This window comes from Shewanella holmiensis (genome assembly GCF_025370255.1).
GTDB classification, from domain to species: domain Bacteria; phylum Pseudomonadota; class Gammaproteobacteria; order Enterobacterales; family Shewanellaceae; genus Shewanella; species Shewanella holmiensis.
The window spans coordinates 14,965-31,853 of record NZ_JAMTCD010000001.1 but is presented as its reverse complement, the minus strand read 5'-3'; the positions used below and the strand labels follow the sequence as shown (position 1 = coordinate 31,853).

At 40.2% G+C, this 16,889-nt stretch carries 12 protein-coding genes; 8 read left to right on the top strand and 4 right to left on the bottom strand.

What is annotated here, in order from left to right:
* The first annotated feature begins 143 nt into the window (after nucleotides 1–143).
* The 3 genes from NE535_RS00110 to NE535_RS00100 all read left to right on the top strand — a co-directional run bounded on the left by NE535_RS00110 (nucleotide 144) and on the right by NE535_RS00100 (nucleotide 6,774).
* The gene (locus NE535_RS00110; RefSeq protein ID WP_261296671.1) at nucleotides 144–4,988 is read left to right on the top strand and encodes an NAD-glutamate dehydrogenase; all 4,845 of its coding nucleotides are present in this window, start codon (nucleotides 144–146) and stop codon (nucleotides 4,986–4,988) included.
* 62 nt (nucleotides 4,989–5,050) lie between these two features.
* Complete coding sequence (pyrD, locus tag NE535_RS00105) at nucleotides 5,051–6,070, top strand: quinone-dependent dihydroorotate dehydrogenase (protein ID WP_261296670.1); 1,020 nt, start codon at nucleotides 5,051–5,053, stop codon at nucleotides 6,068–6,070.
* A 170-nt stretch (nucleotides 6,071–6,240) separates the two neighbouring features.
* Nucleotides 6,241–6,774, top strand: coding sequence for a cell division protein ZapC (locus NE535_RS00100; RefSeq protein ID WP_261296669.1), 534 nt, complete (start codon nucleotides 6,241–6,243; stop codon nucleotides 6,772–6,774).
* Nucleotides 6,775–6,894: 120 nt separating this feature from the next.
* Here the strand turns inward: NE535_RS00100 and NE535_RS00095 are convergent, their stop codons facing one another.
* Nucleotides 6,895–7,644 (bottom strand): SDR family oxidoreductase, encoded by a 750-nt coding sequence (locus NE535_RS00095; protein ID WP_261296668.1) that lies wholly within the window; start codon nucleotides 7,642–7,644, stop codon nucleotides 6,895–6,897.
* Between the two features lie 289 nt (nucleotides 7,645–7,933).
* Between NE535_RS00095 and NE535_RS00090 the strand changes: the two genes are divergently transcribed.
* Nucleotides 7,934–9,580, top strand: a complete 1,647-nt coding sequence (locus NE535_RS00090) for a methyl-accepting chemotaxis protein (RefSeq protein ID WP_261296667.1) — start codon at nucleotides 7,934–7,936, stop codon at nucleotides 9,578–9,580.
* A gap of 123 nt (nucleotides 9,581–9,703) precedes the next feature.
* Nucleotides 9,704–10,600, top strand: a complete 897-nt coding sequence (locus NE535_RS00085; RefSeq protein WP_261296666.1) for a LysR family transcriptional regulator — start codon at nucleotides 9,704–9,706, stop codon at nucleotides 10,598–10,600.
* Nucleotides 10,601–10,856: 256 nt separating this feature from the next.
* On the opposite strand, the gene NE535_RS00080 is transcribed toward NE535_RS00085, so the two are convergent.
* From NE535_RS00080 to NE535_RS00070, 3 genes are read right to left on the bottom strand one after another with little or no spacing between them, the layout of a single operon-like run.
* Entirely contained in the window at nucleotides 10,857–11,480 is a 624-nt protein-coding gene (locus tag NE535_RS00080) for a LutC/YkgG family protein (protein WP_261296665.1), read from the bottom strand.
* Nucleotides 11,480–12,865, bottom strand: coding sequence for a lactate utilization protein B (locus NE535_RS00075; RefSeq protein ID WP_261296664.1), 1,386 nt, complete (start codon nucleotides 12,863–12,865; stop codon nucleotides 11,480–11,482). Before NE535_RS00075 ends, NE535_RS00080 begins: the two co-directional genes overlap by 1 nt.
* A gap of 11 nt (nucleotides 12,866–12,876) precedes the next feature.
* On the bottom strand, nucleotides 12,877–13,620 hold the full coding sequence (locus tag NE535_RS00070; protein WP_261296936.1) for a (Fe-S)-binding protein: 744 nt from the start codon (nucleotides 13,618–13,620) through the stop codon (nucleotides 12,877–12,879).
* A gap of 281 nt (nucleotides 13,621–13,901) precedes the next feature.
* On the opposite strand from NE535_RS00070, the gene NE535_RS00065 reads away from it, so the two are divergent.
* From NE535_RS00065 to prpC, 3 genes are all read left to right on the top strand, one after another.
* The gene (locus NE535_RS00065; protein WP_261296663.1) at nucleotides 13,902–14,558 is read left to right on the top strand and encodes a GntR family transcriptional regulator; all 657 of its coding nucleotides are present in this window, start codon (nucleotides 13,902–13,904) and stop codon (nucleotides 14,556–14,558) included.
* Nucleotides 14,559–14,618: 60 nt separating this feature from the next.
* Nucleotides 14,619–15,497 carry a methylisocitrate lyase gene (prpB, locus tag NE535_RS00060; protein ID WP_261296662.1) on the top strand — a complete coding sequence of 293 codons (879 nt, stop codon included), beginning with the start codon at nucleotides 14,619–14,621 and terminating at the stop codon, nucleotides 15,495–15,497.
* 208 nt (nucleotides 15,498–15,705) lie between these two features.
* On the top strand, nucleotides 15,706–16,830 hold the full coding sequence (prpC, locus tag NE535_RS00055) for a bifunctional 2-methylcitrate synthase/citrate synthase (protein ID WP_261296661.1): 1,125 nt from the start codon (nucleotides 15,706–15,708) through the stop codon (nucleotides 16,828–16,830).
* Nucleotides 16,831–16,889: the final 59 nt, after the last annotated feature.

Here is a 16,889-nt window from a genome sequence, read left to right as displayed (position 1 = left end):
ACCACTAAAATTTTCCTCGATATAGCAGCAATTTAGTAATAAACTTTGCCGCAGATCTCAGTAACCAAATTACTGAGCCAAACAAGCCGAAGCATCCATAAAATGATAAAAGCGCTGCCATAGACGCTTAAGGAATCTGCAACATGGCCTTTAAAGATGCAATGCCTTCTGTACTACTAGAAAATGTAGTCAATTTGATTCATTCAAAAATCCCTAATTCACAAGCAAAGCAAGTTGAACAGTTTGCCCAATGTCTCTACACCCATATGTCACGTGACGACCTCAATGTCCGAAATGACAGTGATTTATATGGAGCGGTGGTGAGTCTTTGGAATGCCTTAAACAAAACTTCACCAACTGACACCCATATACGAGTTTTTAATCCAACACAGTCTAAGCATGGTTGGCAGTCAAGCCACAGTGTGATTGAAGTGATTCAACCTGATATGCCGTTTTTAGTCGACTCTTTGACTATGGCATTAAACAGAATGGGAATTACCGCTCATGTCATGCTGCATACGCCATTAGCGGTTGTGCGTGATAAAAAATCAGTAACCCAGGTGAGTTTTGTAAATAACGCACCTAAAAACAGCGATAATATCGCAGTTTTCTTAATTGAAATTGATAAGCAAAGTAGCGATGCTGATATAAAAGCGATTGAAAAAGAAATTCAGTCAGTGCTTGCCGATGTTGTTGCATCAGTTGTTGATTGGGAAAAAATGTCAGTGAAGTTGACTGACACCATTAAGCAATTACCTAAGCGTCCATTTCCAGGTGATAAAGCTGAGTTGGCTGAAGCAGTTAATTATCTAACTTACTTAAATAACCATCACTTTACCCTATTAGGTTATCGTTACTATGACTTAAAACGTGTTGAAGGTGATGTGGAATTAGTACCTGATCTAGAAACGAGCTTAGGTTTAATGAGCCGTTCTAAAAATGCTTCGAGTGATCGAGGTTTGTTACTATCGACCCTATCAGACAGTGCACGAAAAGAGGCATTAGACTCAAGTTTACTGGTTTTGACTAAAAGCTCTGCAAAAAGTCGTGTTCATCGTCCAGCGTATGTTGATTATATCGGCATCAAACGTTTCGATAAAAAAGGCAATGTCATTGGTGAAGATCGTTTCATCGGTTTATATGCATCTAATCTTTATAATCGCAGCCCACGTGAAATTCCATTGCTTGCTGAGAAAGTACAACGTGTACTGGACCTGTCAGGTCTTGCACCACGTTCGCACGATTACAAAGCGTTGCTGAATATTCTTGAAAACTTGCCCCGTGATGAGTTAATACAAGCAAAAGTTGAAGAACTTTCGCATATGGCTCATGGTGTTTTGCAGATGCAAGACCGAGATAAGTTGAAGTTATTTGTACGTAAAGATGGATTTGGTCGTTTCTTATCGTGTTTAGTGTATGTGTCTAAAGACCGCTATAACACCAAGTTCCGTCAAGATACGCAACGAATTCTTGCCCAGCACTTTAATAGTAATGAAGATGTTGAATTTACAACATATTTCTCAGAGTCTACTTTGGCTCGCACGCATTACATTATCAAAGTCGACAACAATAATATGGATGTAGATGTGGCCGCTATTGAACACAACCTTATAGAAGCTGCTCGCTCATGGGATGATAAATTACATTCGGCATTAAACAATGCCTTAGGCGAACAAGCTGGTACAGGCTTAACTAAACGTTACTCGAACGCCTTTCCACAAAGTTACAAAGATGATGTATTACCCAGTTCTGCTGTAGTTGATCTTCAGCACCTTGAAGCATTAGACGACGATCACAAATTGGGTATGTTGTTCTATCAACCGCAAGAAACAGCGCTGAATGACAACAAAGTACGTTTGAAACTGTTCCATAAAGATGAGCCTATTCATTTATCTGATGTATTACCAATGCTTGAAAACTTTGGTTTACGCGTGATTAATGAGCGTCCTTATGAAGTTAAAACTGGCGATGGGCACACCTTCTGGATCCTTGACTTCTTAATGACAGTCCAGGGTGCTGCAATCGAAAACCTAGCTGATAGCCAAGAACGTTTCCAAACGGCATTATCACTTGTGTGGCAGAAAAAGCTGGAAGACGATGGCTTCAACCGCATGGTGCTTTCAACTGGATTAAACGGTCGTGAAGTATCAATTTTACGTGCATATGCTAAATATATGCGTCAAATCGATGCAACCTTTAGCCAGTCTTATATTGAAGAAACCTTCAGTCGTTATCCGAAAATTGCCGATTTACTTGTGAAGATGTTTATTCGCAAGTTTAACCCTAAATTAAAAACTCGCACACTAAGCAAGTTTTTAGAGCAAGTAAACAAGCAGCTTGATGATGTTTCAAGTCTTGATGATGATCGTATTATTCGTCGTTATTTAGATTTAATTAACGCAACCTTGCGTACCAACTTCTATCAAACTGATGCCAATGGTAATAATAAAGCTTATACGTCATTTAAATTTGCACCGAATTTAATTCCAGAAATGCCAAAGCCACTGCCAAAATTCGAAATCTTTGTTTACTCGCCAAGAGTTGAAGGTGTTCATTTACGTGGCGGTAAAGTTGCTCGAGGTGGTTTACGTTGGTCTGATAGACGTGAAGATTTCCGTACTGAAGTGTTAGGTTTAGTTAAAGCACAACAAGTTAAAAACACCGTAATTGTACCTGTAGGTGCAAAAGGTGGCTTTGTGTGTAAACAGTTGCCAACAGAGGGCGGTCGTGAGGCATTCTTCACTGAAGGTCAAGAGTGTTACCGTTTATTCATTCGTGGTTTGTTAGACATTTCTGACAACATTAAAAATGGCGAAGTTGTGCCACCGGTTGATGTTGTTCGTCACGATGAAGATGATCCATATCTAGTTGTTGCTGCTGACAAAGGTACAGCGACTTTCTCAGATATCGCTAACTCAATCGCAATTGAATATGATTTCTGGTTAGGTGATGCGTTCGCTTCTGGTGGTAGTAATGGTTATGACCATAAGAAAATGGGTATTACTGCTAAAGGCGGCTGGGAATCAGTTAAGCGTCATTTCCGCGAAATTGGTGTTGATTGTCAAACCACTGATTTTACCTGTTTAGGTATAGGTGATATGGCGGGTGATGTTTTTGGTAACGGTATGTTGTTATCAGAACACACCAAGCTAGTGGCTGCTTTTAACCACATGCATATCTTTATCGACCCAAATCCAAATGTTGCTGAAAGCTACATTGAACGTAAACGTTTATTTGAATTACCACGTTCTAGTTGGGAAGATTATAACGCCAAGTTAATCTCCAAGGGCGGTGGGATCTTCTTACGTTCGGCTAAATCATTAAAATTAACTCCTGAAATCAAAGCCATGTTGTCTACAGATAAAGACACCATGAATCCGATTGAGTTGTTAAAAGAATTATTGAAAATGCCTGTTGACCTGTTATGGAATGGCGGTATTGGCACTTACGTTAAATCAAGCAAAGAATCTCATGTTGAAGTGGGCGACCGTGCCAACGATGCACTGCGTGTAAACGGAAACGAAGTTCGCGCGAAAATTATCGGTGAGGGTGGTAACTTAGGTTGTACCCAACTTGGTCGTATTGAATATGCAGCCAATGGCGGTCGCATGAATACTGACTTCGTCGATAACGTGGGGGGTGTTGACTGTTCAGATAACGAAGTAAACATTAAGATTTTCTTAAATACATTAGTTGCTGCCGGTGAGTTAACCGTGAAACAACGTAACCGTGTACTTGAAGAAATGACTGATGAAGTGAGCGAAATTGTACTTCAAGACTGTAAAGACCAAACGCGTACGATTTCTGTGACTCAAGTACATGGTGTATCTCAGTTAAAAGAGCAAATACGCTTCATTCATTATCTTGAAAAAGACGGTAAGTTAGATCGTGCATTAGAGTTCTTGCCAACGGATGATGATCTCGCAGAACGTCTTGCAAATGGCCGTGCATTAACACGTCCAGAGCTATCGGTTTTGGTTGCTTACGCAAAAATGGTATTGAAAGAGCAGTTAGTGACACCAGAAATTACTGAAGACAGTTTCTTAAGTAAATTATTGGTGGCTTACTTCCCTAAGAAATTACAAGCCAAATATGCAGATAAGATGGTAAATCATCCACTACGTGGAGAAATTATTGCAACTTCACTGGCGAATGAATTAGTCAATGACATGGGCTTCAATTTTGTTCAACGTATGCAAGATGAGACTGGTGCCTCAGTTGCTGAAGCTGCCATTTGTTACACTATGGCACGTGAAGTATTTGGTTTAGATGAGTTAACTAAATCAATAACCGATTTGAACGGGATTATTCCAGCAATCGTTCAAGGTGAGATGCTACATCAATTACGCCGTAATATGCGCCGTGCTTGCCGTTGGTTTATTCGTCATCGTAACCGTAGTCATAACATTGAACAAACAGTTGAATTCTTTAAGCCTGTGTTTGAAAAGCTCAAAGACAACGTTGATCAATATATGATTGCCGCTGAAGTGAAAGCGATTTCAGCAGAGATTAATTCTTTAACCAAAGAAAATGTACCAATGGCTGTCGCTAAAGTCGTTGCTAAAATGAGTACATTATTCTCTGCGTTAGATATTGCTCAAATTGCTGAGATTGAGAATAAATCAGTAGATTTAGTCTCTGAAACTTACTTTAAGTTAGGTGCAAAAGTTGAACTGCACTGGTTCTTAGAGCAAATTAGTGCTCAACCAGTCGCTAACCATTGGCAAGCATTAGCACGTGCGGCATTCCGTGAAGAATTGGATTGGCAACAACGTGCGCTTAGTTCAGCGGTACTGCGTACTTGTAGTGATACCTGTGATGCAGACACTGTGATTAATGAGTGGATAAAGAGTAATAAAACTTTACTCCAGCGTTGGTATCATATGTTAGCTGACTTTAAAGTATCTCAAACACATGAATTTGCTAAGTTCTCAGTCGCCTTACGTGAACTTAACTTACTGATTTTGCATTGCGAAGGTCAGAAGTAATTCTTTATAATATGAACTAGCCCTGGCGATTGCCGGGGCTTTTTTTAGGCCAAGGAGAAAACATGTTTTACAAACTCGCACAAAAAGTCATGTTTCAGATTGACCCTGAGCTGGCTCATAACGTCGCTATTGGCAGTTTAAAAATGACTGGCAATACGCCGCTTAATTGCTTTTATCGTCAAAATGTTGCCCAAGTACCAGTAGAATGTATGGGGATTACCTTTCCAAATCCCGTTGGATTAGCGGCAGGATTAGATAAAGACGGCGAGTCTATTGATGCTTTTCATGCAATGGGTTTTGGTCATGTTGAAGTGGGCACAGTCACACCTCGTCCACAGCCTGGTAACGACCTGCCACGATTATTTCGTCTAAAGCCTGCACAAGGCATCATCAACCGAATGGGCTTCAACAATAAAGGTGTTGATAATTTAGTCCGTAATTTGATGGCAAAAAAGTCTGATATCTTAGTGGGCGTTAATATAGGTAAAAACAAAGACACTCCAGTAGAGCAGGGTAAAGACGATTATTTAATTTGTATGGATAAGGTATATCAGTACAGTGCTTATATTGCAGTGAATATTTCATCACCTAACACCCCGGGTTTACGTACCTTACAGTACGGTGAATTATTAGATGATTTACTGGGGTCAATTAAAGCTAAGCAAACTGAATTAGCGGCAAAGTATGGTAAGTATGTGCCAGTTGCATTGAAAATTGCGCCAGATTTAACTGATGAAGAAATTAAGTCTATTGCTGATTCACTGATTAAAAATCAATTTGATGGTGTGATAGCGACTAACACCACGTTAAGTCGTGATGCAGTAGCAGGGCTTGAACATGCAGAAGAGATGGGTGGGTTAAGTGGTAAGCCATTAACCGATCTTTCTACAAAAGTGATCAAAACCTTAGCGGGTTATTTAAATGGCCAGATCCCGATCATTGGTGTGGGTGGGATCAATTCTGCACAGGATGCAAATGATAAATTTGCTGCAGGATCAACGCTGGTGCAGATTTATAGTGGTTTTATTTACCAAGGACCAAAATTAGTGTCAGAGATCGTTTCTGCTTATCGTTCAAAATAACGACTGATTTGTCAAATTACTGATCAAAAATCATGCCGCGATCGCAACATAGCGATCGCACATGATTCTAACATGATGAAATATAGATAAAAATTTATAAAATAATTTTGATATTGAACGAAATATCATCTATTATCAAAAAGTATTCAATTTTTAGGTGAAATTGCATCATGTTATTAATGCCAAATAAGGACTGGCATTGGGAATTTAACACAAGATATCAGCAGCTAAGTATATCGTTAGGTTCCGAGATGGAGTTCTTAACCCCATATAAGACAAAGCTACTTATTCCTGATGCGTTAGGAATGACAGAATTTAGTGTTGAACACGCTAAATATTATATTCGCTTGCTTGAAATTTTACCTAAGGTGTTACACATTTCCGATGCAGGGGTGGTTCAAACAGCACTCAATGCTACAGCTGCACACTTCTTACTTAAACCTCAAATGCCAAAATCATGGTTTTTCACTGCCAGTGATGAATGTGTATTTTGCAGCACTGGTAAATTATTTCAACTGAATTGCAATGGTGTAGGTGTGTTAGTTTTAGTGGTTGAAGACAGTCTACAAGCCGCTACTGTGATGCTTCTATCTAAGTCTTGTGCTTTATCTGATACCAAGACACTCAATCAATTTGATACCATTAAAGTGATGCATAATCGCTTGCACCCATTACGTAAGGCTAAGCAAGTCGTCGCCGCTTAGCTGTCGCTTATGTCGTTGGTTTTTTCTATAAAAGATAATGTCTTAAAAGCGGTAAAATCATCTCAAAAAAACCAAATAGTAATGTTTGGTTTTTTGCAATTACAGCCTTGAAGAAAGCGGTTAACTCATTTTTCTGATCAAGCGTAAAGGCGAAACCCGAAGTATCCAGTGTAAAAAAGCCCAAGGGTAACTTGGGACATACACATTACCTTTTTCTTTGTCGATGGCCTTAACAATAGCTTTACAGCCAGTTTCTAAATCTACCCTGAAAGGAACTGTTTTGACGTTTTCGTTTATTTCCGTTCGAATAAAACCTGGATGAACGCAGGTCACTTTGATTGGTGTGTGCATCACATCAATTCTTATCCCCTCAGATAAAGAGGTGAGTCCAGCTTTGGTTGCTGCATAAACGGTCATTGCTCGTCTAAACCCTCTAACGGCACTGATTGATGATATTGTCACTAGATGACCACTGTTTTGCTGTCTAAATATTTCCATTGCAGCTTCGCATTGGGCAATGGCGGCAATAAAGTTGGTTTGAGCAGTAGCTAAGTTCGCTTTAAAAAAACCTGTTCCAATTGATGCGCCTTTGCCAATGCCTGCGTTGACAATAATCCTATCAATTGATCCCATTTGTTTTTGACATTGTTTAAATACAGAAAAAACTGCCTCATGGTCATTTACATCCAGCTGATAAATATGCACTTTTATATTTGGGTTGATTAATAGTAATTCTTCTTTGAGTAACGTTAGTTGTTCGACACGACGGGCACATAAAGCCAGATTATGGTTTTTTAGCGCAAATTGTTTTGCCATACCAAGACCAAGACCTGAACTTGCACCTGTGATAACGATGTTGGTTCTGTGCATGAATGTTCCTTTAATACGTTTAGTTTAAAGGTGATATAAAACACCTCGAATACACTTGTTCATCAATGGTACTTATACCACTTTAGAGTTATCTAACATACTGATTTATTGTGTTTTACATTTGACAAACTGTCGGAATTAACCCAAATTTAGAAAGATAATAATAACTAAACAGTTCAACACATCAGACTAAAGGTGAGTTTCGTTTTAACGATATAGACTCTAGAGTGTCACAACTTTTTAAGATAAAAAATACTTTACTTTATTTTTAATACTGTCAGGTGGTTATATGAACGCTATAAACCTTCTATTACGAAAAATGAGCATTTCGAAACGATTACTCGGAATGTTAGTACTCAGCATTGTGGCCACCATTTTAATGTTTCTATTTGCCCTTAGTCGTATAGATAATGTACTTATTTCAGAAAAGGAAGCAAAACTACATGCGTTAGTTGATGCGGCAACTGCTGTGGTCGATCAATATTATCAACGTAGTGAGCAAGGTGAGTTAACAATCGAGCAGGCGCAAATGTCGGCTATCGCCGCGCTCGATCATTTACGCTACGCTGGGCAAGAATACTATTTTACGATAAACACCCAAGGCATGATGATACAACATGCTTTTGCCAAAAAACTTGTTGATACCAGTGTGATAGGAATGAAAGATCCTGACGGGATAAAGTTATTCCAATTGATGATTGATAGAACTCAAACTCAAGATTCAGCAAGAGTTGATTATATGTGGAACAAGCCAAATCAAGAAACTCCAAGTCCTAAAATGTCGGTGGTTAAAAAGTTCTCCCCTTGGAATTGGATCATAGGAACCGGTATTTATGTTGATGACATTCATGCCCAAGAGCGGGAATTTATTTACAGTTACTTGTTGTTACTGGCGTTAGTTTGGCTGCCAGTTCTTATTTTTCTTTATATTATTATTCAGAGCGTTTCAGTGCCGATGCGCTCGACTATAACGGCCTTTGAAAATGTGGCTAAAGGTGAGGGTGATTTAACTTTGCGATTATCAGAAGAAGGTGGGGACGAATTAAAAGAGATTGCCACTCACTTTAATATGTTTACCTCCAAAATTCAGAATGTGATTGCTTCTGTGGGAGAGTCTATTCAACACAGTACTGAGTTAGCGGGTGGCATGTCAGCCATTGCTGAAAAAGCTAATCAGGCTTCAACAAATGTACAGATGGAAACTGAGAATGTTGCCACAGCTATTAATGAAATGTCGATGACGGCCTCAGAAGTAGCTTCTAATGCGCAACTTGCAGCCCAAAGTGCGCATTCTGCTGATGCTGAAGCGGATAAAACCGCCAAAGTGGTAGATAATGCCATGGGTAAAATTAATGAGCTTTCTAGTGAACTTATTCATACTGAAGAAGTGGTTAATGGACTGCAAATTAGTTCGAGTAAAATTGGTCAGATATTAGATGTGATCGTAGGTATTGCTGAGCAAACAAACTTATTAGCCCTTAATGCTGCAATTGAGGCCGCTAGAGCCGGCGAAGCTGGAAGGGGGTTTGCGGTTGTGGCAGATGAAGTGCGCACCCTTGCCAGCAGAACGCAAGATTCAACCCGAGAAATTAACGGTATTATCGATGCCATTCGTCACGCGATAGACAGTGTTAATGCTTCGGTTGCAAGAGCGAAAATCAAATCAAATGAAACGGTTTCAGAAACAGGTCAAGTGGTTGGCGCACTTGATGAGATCAAAAATTCAATTGAGCAAATATCACAAATGAATATTCAAATAGCAGCCGCAACAGAAGAGCAAAGTGCGGTTATTGCGGAGTTAAATATGAATATTACTTGTATCAACGACATGTCAGTTGAGAACAGGGAATATAATCAGGACATCAATCAAAATAGCAGTCAAATTGAACAAGGTTCTGAAAAACTTGCTAAATTGGTCGCGCACTTTAAAGTGTAATATTAACGGCGGCGTTTATCGCCGCTTTTAAAGATTTTCATTATTGGTTGTTTATGCCAACTGTGTACTACCTCTAAGGCAAAATGATATAGTAGCCAACCCTGCAATCCTCGATGAAAACCAATGAACCCTCATTGCCCAAGTGATTTACAGCTGATTCATTTATTTGTCCATTTGGTCAGCGCAGGCGGCTTTTCACAGGTTAGCCAGTTACAAAATATACCAGTGGCAACGGTTAGCCGAAAAATTGCCAAACTAGAAACCAGCTTAAATACCCAATTGATCATGCGCAGTACCCGTAAGTTGCGTTTAACGGAAGAAGGGGCTGAGTTATTTGAACGATATTATCAACTGATTAATCAGTTTGATGATTTGAATCAGCAAACCACATCTGCACCCAGTGGTACCTTAAGAATTGCTACGCCGATTTCAATTACCTCGATGATATTGATGCAGACGTTGAATGACTTTTCTAAGCTATATCCTGATATTAATTTGCATATTAGCCAAAATAATCAAACGGTAGATTTAATCGACCAAGGGGTTGATGTTGCTATTGTCGGCGGCGCTCAGCCTGATTCGTCTTGGGTGTCGCAATCATTGGGGGTATTGCATTATGGTTTATATGCTTCAAACAAATATCTTCAACAGTCTGAAAAGATAGACTATCCCAACCAGCTTCATCACCATCGTTTAATTAAGGTGTGGCCATTATTTAATTGGACTTTAAAGCACGGTGACCAAGAATATTATTATGAAGGTGAGGCCAAAATGACCTTAGCTGATTTACACGGGGCAATTAAGGCATGTGTTGATGATGGCGGGATAATGTATGGACCTTCATTGTTTGTGAAACAGCAATTACAAAATGGGGATTTGATTCGGGTATTACCACAATGGCAGGGTGAAAACCGCCGAATTTGTTTGTTATATCATCAGCGTAAACAGCAGCCCCGAAAAGTACAATTATTTATCGAATTTATGTTGAGTCGTGCAGAAGCTATTTTCGCAATGGATTAATTATCAAACGAGCGTTAGGGTAATCCATTACGAACGACGAATTTAAGACTTTACCCTCAACTCGGTTTAATAGATGAGTTCAATAAGCTAAATTCAAACGATTAAGCTTATTGTGACGCAAAGTTGTCATTTGTTTTGAAAATAAGGCACATTAACTCGTCAATAGCTGGCCTATTGCAGGTTAATGGAACTCAGTAACAAAGACAAATGGCTGTTTGCTCAGTGTTTATTATGCCGAGCTGAGGTTACTTTATGCTTAAATCAAATATACCTTTAAACTGAACGCACCATGGGCTCCCACTACTAATGCTTGTTCAATATCGGCCGTTTTACTGGGACCTGCAATAAATGTCCCAAAGTCACCAGCATGCAAGTGCATTTTTTCTGGCGCATCATGCATGGTTGCAACAATATTGTCTTTATTCAGCACCATTATTAGGTTCTCGCAAATGAAAGGTAGCACTCTGTGAGTATTGGTGTTTATGCCATTCAATTGTTCACTGTCTACCCATATTGCGCCATTTTCCGCCACAGCAAACCTAGCCTGAATGATCGCGTAGTCTATGTGTTTAAGTTCATGGGGCTGCATAGGCATCAGTTGATTACCTTGGATGCCGTCAACTAATGAGATCACTTGCATACCTTGGCTTATAAGCTGTGCAACATTGCCCTTAAGTAAATCGAAGCTGTTATCATCGTCTGGATAAACTAATTCACCAGTGACCGAGGCTAGGCCTTTCTCAAATCGATTAATTAAATCTGCTTGTAAAAGGGCAGAACTTTTTAAACCAGACAAATCAGGTTTTTGATTTAACTGGTTAATTGAAGATTGGCCTAAGGCTGCCAAAATGGCTTGTTTGCTCGCGGTATTATGAGACATTATTTTGCCTCCTTGTTTGATGCTTTGTGTTGTTTATACCAGGTATCAAAACTCGATTTTGGCGAAACAGGCAATTCTCGGTATTGGCCCCATGCACCTGAAAAGGGTTTGATCAGACTGTGTGGAATGACTTTTAATGCCAGTCGTGCACTTCCCATCGCACAGTTTAATAAGGTTGGTGAACTCATCAATTTACCCACTGCCGGCATATAGTACTTTTTACCAAATGGCAGTTTGCCCTGTTCAGCTTTTAAACGGCGGTGGTGAGCTATGATTTTATCCAGTGGGACTTTTGTAGGGCAAACATAACTACAACTGCCACAAAGTGTACAGGCCCATGGAATAGTATTACTTTCATCATGCTGAGCACCTACGGCAATACCAATTGGACCAGGTATAGTGTAGTTATAGCTGAACCCGCCAGAACGTCGATAAACCGGACAAGTGTTCAAACAACCACCACAACGAATACATTTTAATGACTCAGCAAGAATTTTATCCTGCATGATGTCAGTACGGCCATTATCGACAATGATAATGTGCATTTCGCCGTCGGCTTTACTGCCACGATAGAAAGACGAATAAGTCGTAATAGGTTGGCCAATAGCATTTCTTGCTAACATACGTAGAAGCACCATAGCACTCTCTGCATCCGGCACTATTTTATCTATGCCCATTGAATGAATTTGCAGTTTGGGTAAGTTAGCTCCCATATCGGCATTCCCTTCATTGGTACACACAACCACAGCGCCTAAATCGGCGATGGCCATGTTGACGCCAGTCATTGCAGCATCGGCACTGAGAAACTGATCGCGTAAGTGTTTACGGGCTGCACGGGTTAGACGAGTAGGATCTGATTCACCTTTTGGGGTATTAAGCTTTTGATGAAACAGTTCACCAACCTCTTCTTTTTTCATATGGATGGCAGGCACCACAATATGCGAAGGGGGTTGGTTATTAAGCTGAATAATGCGCTCGCCTAAATCTGTATCAATCACTTCAATGCCATGCTTTTCAAGAAAAGGGTTTAAATGACATTCTTCAGTCAACATCGATTTTGATTTAACTAACTTTTTAACTGAATGTGTAGATAAAATCTTTAATGCAATTGCATTATGTTCAATGGCATCTTTAGCCCAGTGGACCTGAATCCCATTTTCAATACATTTTTGTTCAAACTGGCAAAGATAATCGCCAAGATGGCTTAAGGTATGCAGTTTAATTTCAGAGCCAAGTTGGCGCAGCTGTTCCCATTCAGGCACGCTTGCAGCAGCTCTGTCACGTTTTTCTCTTAAGTTCCATAGGGCTTTAGAGTGCCAATCGACGCGATTTTCATCGCGGCAGAAGATGGTGGCATTGTCTGCATGACTTTTAGATTGATACATTTGAAGCCTCCTTATAATGCCGCATCGATGATTTGAGCAATATGGCGGGTTTGTATCGGCAGTAGTTGCCTGCGGATCATGCCATCAAGATGCAGTAAACAAGAAGGGTCAAACCCAACCACATATTGTGCGTGGGTGGCAGCATGGGCATGGGCTTTATCTTTGCCCATCTTGGCTGATACAGCACCTTCATCTACCGCAAATGTACCGCCAAAGCCGCAACATTCATCACGTGGTGCCGGGTAAACAATATTGATACCTGGAATATTTTGCAGTACAGCTTCAACTTTATTGAACTGTGGCCCCATAGACTCACTTGGGGTGGCTAAGCTCAACATTCGTAAGCCATGGCAACTCATTTGCAGGCTAATTGTGTGTTCAAATTTATGCTTAAACGACGCTATAGGCGCAATATCGTGTAAGAATTCGGTAAGTTCATACAATTTATTAATCACATCTTGCGCTTCTTGGCTTTGATCAAATTCGTGAAAGTTTTCTTTAGCTGCCACTAAACAAGATGCAGCAGGGCACACAATGGCATCGCATTCCACGCCTTTAAATGCATTTAATAATTTGAGCGTAGTATTGCGGGCTTCATTAAAACAGCCAGAGTTAGTCATAGGTTGACCACAACAAGTTTGCCCCTCTGGAAATATCACTTGATGACCTAACTTTTCCAGTAATGACAAAGTGGCAATCGCCACATCAGGCATCATTTGATTGACCAAACAGGGAATAAACAGTGCAATTTTCATATTCATTAACTTCAATAACCACGGATATTACTAATCTACTCGTCAATACTGTTAAGTGATACAGACAAAACGGTAATGACCATTCAGGATATTTTCATTTTTGAAACTTAACCCTAAGATTGTCGACTAAACTTATAAATAGAGACTTATTTCCTTATCAATTTAGTTGTCATTAACATTAAACAAACTATTTTGTCGACAATATGTGGTCTTTTAGGTTGTTTATTCCTGATATGTTGCTATATTGTCGACATACTAAGTCATCATTGAGTTAAATAAGCATGCACCTCGCCAATGAAAAGCCCGTAACCGCGGCCGATAAAACCTTTATTTTGCTAAGAGACGATATAGTTGAAGGCAGAATTGTGGCGGGATCAAAACTCAGTGAAACTGAATTGTCGACAAAATATGCTGTCAGCCGTGCCATTATCCGTGAAGCCATTAATCGTCTTGAGGCTTGTCACATCGTTGAACGTAAAGCCAATGTTGGCGCCAGAGTTGTCGCGCTCAGTCCTCAAGGTTTGATAGAGCTTTATCAAGTGCGTGAGTCACTAGAGGGGATGGCCGCAAGGTTAGCCGCTGTGAATATGACCCATGAAGAAATTGATGATTTGATGGGATTACTGCAAAGCCATTTTGATGAAGTGAAAGACGGTCAGTCTTATTATCAGGAAGCGGGTGATGTTGATTTTCATTATCGGATCATATTGGGTAGTAAAAATAAGCATTTAATCAGTATGTTGTTTGATGGCATTTATCATTTAGTGCGCATGTACCGTGTGCAGCTTGGTATGGCGGGACCCAGAGTTACCACAGCCTATGACGAGCATAAACATATTGTTAAAGCCATTGCAAACCGTGATGCAGAACTAGCAGAGATGCTAATGCGTCGCCATATTATGTATTCAAAAAATAGTATTGAAGCCAAGTTAAGTTAGTCATTGAATATTTTGATGACCGACAATCGAATTAACATTGTTAACACACAAGGAAAGAATATGAGCGCAGGTAAAAAATTTCGCCAAGCACTTATGGCCAATAAACCATTGCAAATAGTCGGTACCATCAATGCTTATTCTGCGATGATGGCAAAACAAATTGGCCATCAAGCCATTTATTTGTCAGGTGGTGGTGTTGCCAACGCCTCGTATGGGTTACCCGATTTAGGCATGACTTCCTTGAATGACGTGTTAGTTGATGTTCAGCGTATTACCTCTGCTTGTGATTTACCTTTGCTAGTGGATATCGACACAGGTTGGGGTGGGGCATTTAATATTGCTAAAACCATTCGCGATATGGAAAAAGCAGGTGCTGCAGCTGTGCACATGGAAGATCAAGTAGCACAAAAGCGTTGTGGTCATCGTCCTAATAAAGAGATCGTTTCTGTAGAAGAAATGGTTGACCGTATTAAAGCGGCTGTCGATGCCCGTACCGATCCTGATTTTTTTATTATGGCTCGTACCGATTCATTTGCACAAGAAGGCTTAGAAGCCGCAATTGAGCGTGCCAAAGCCTATGTTGCTGCCGGTGCGGATGGCATTTTTGCAGAAGCGGTAAAAACCGAAGCACATTATCGTGCCTTTGCCACAGCACTTGATGTGCCAATTTTGGCAAATATCACTGAGTTTGGCCAAACTGAATTGTGGAACAAGAAGCAACTAGGTGAATGGGGCGCTTCAATGGTGCTTTATCCGTTAAGTGCTTTTAGAGCAATGAATAAAGCGGCTGAAATGGTATATACCTCGATTTTAGAACAAGGCGATCAAAAGGCCGTGGTGGATATGATGCAAACGCGGATGGATTTGTATGATTATCTTGGTTATCACGACTATGAACAAAAATTAGATAGCTTATTTGCTGAAGGTAAAAACAAATAATTTTATCTTAATTTGGCTATAACATCGGGCAGACACGCCAACAGGCTTTGCTCCCAGTTATTTTGAATTAGCCAGAAAAGCCAATGGAACAATTTTCAATTAACTCTGGTTTGCACGATTTAGGTAGCAAGATTGATGTATCAGAGTGATGACTTACCCTACAGCCGACAATAAAAAAGATGACGGCCATAATAATAGGAAGACAATCATGGTAGATAAAAAATTAGCAGGTGCAGGACTACGCGGACAAAGTGCTGGCGAAACGGCTTTATGTACAGTAGGTAAAACGGGTTCAGGTTTAACTTATTGCGGATACGATGTAAAAGATTTAGCTGATAATGCGACGTTTGAAGAGGTCGCCTATTTACTGTTTAACGGTGAATTGCCAAATAGTGCTCAGTTACAGGAATACAAAGCGTCGTTATTCATACAGCGTGATTTACCGCAAGCGTTGAAGGAAGTGCTTAAATTAATCCCTGCCGATGCGCATCCAATGGATGTGATGCGTACAGGTTGTTCATTTTTAGGTAATCTTGAGCCAGAAACCGACTTCTCAAAGCAACAGCAAGCAGCTAACCGTTTATTGGCGGCATTTCCTGCCATTATGTGTTTTTGGTATCGCTATAGCCATGACGGCGTTGAAATTGACTGTGTTACCGATGAAGAATCTATCGGAGGTCATTTTCTTAAATTATTACGTGGCGAAACCCCTTCTGAGCAACACCGTCGAGTCATTGATGTGTCATTGATCCTTTATGCAGAACATGAATTCAATGCATCTACTTTTACAGCTCGAGTCTGTGCCTCAACGCTTTCTGACATGTATTCATGTATTACTGGCGCAATTGGTTCATTACGTGGTCCGCTTCACGGTGGCGCTAATGAAGCGGCAATGGATATGATCCAGAAATTCAAATCGCCTGAAGACGCCAAAGTACAAATGGCTGGCATGCTGGCACGTAAAGAAAAAATCATGGGCTTTGGTCATGCTATTTACCGTGAATCTGATCCGCGTAATGTGATCATTAAAGAATGGTCTGAAAAACTCGCTCACGAGCATGGTGATACATCACTTTATGATATTTCAGTCGCTTGTGAAGAATACATGTGGGACACCAAAAAATTATTCTGTAACGCTGACTTTTTCCATGCATCTGCTTACCATTTTATGGGCATTCCAACTAAATTGTTTACGCCTATTTTTGTGTGTTCACGTTTAACCGGTTGGGCAGCTCATGTTATGGAGCAGCGTTCAAATAACCGTATTATCCGTCCTAGTGCAGACTACATCGGCAGCGAACCACGTAAAGTCATGCCAATTAATCAGCGTTAATTAACACAAAGCCAATTACAAAACCAACAGCAAACTCACTTTGCTGTTGGTAACATAAG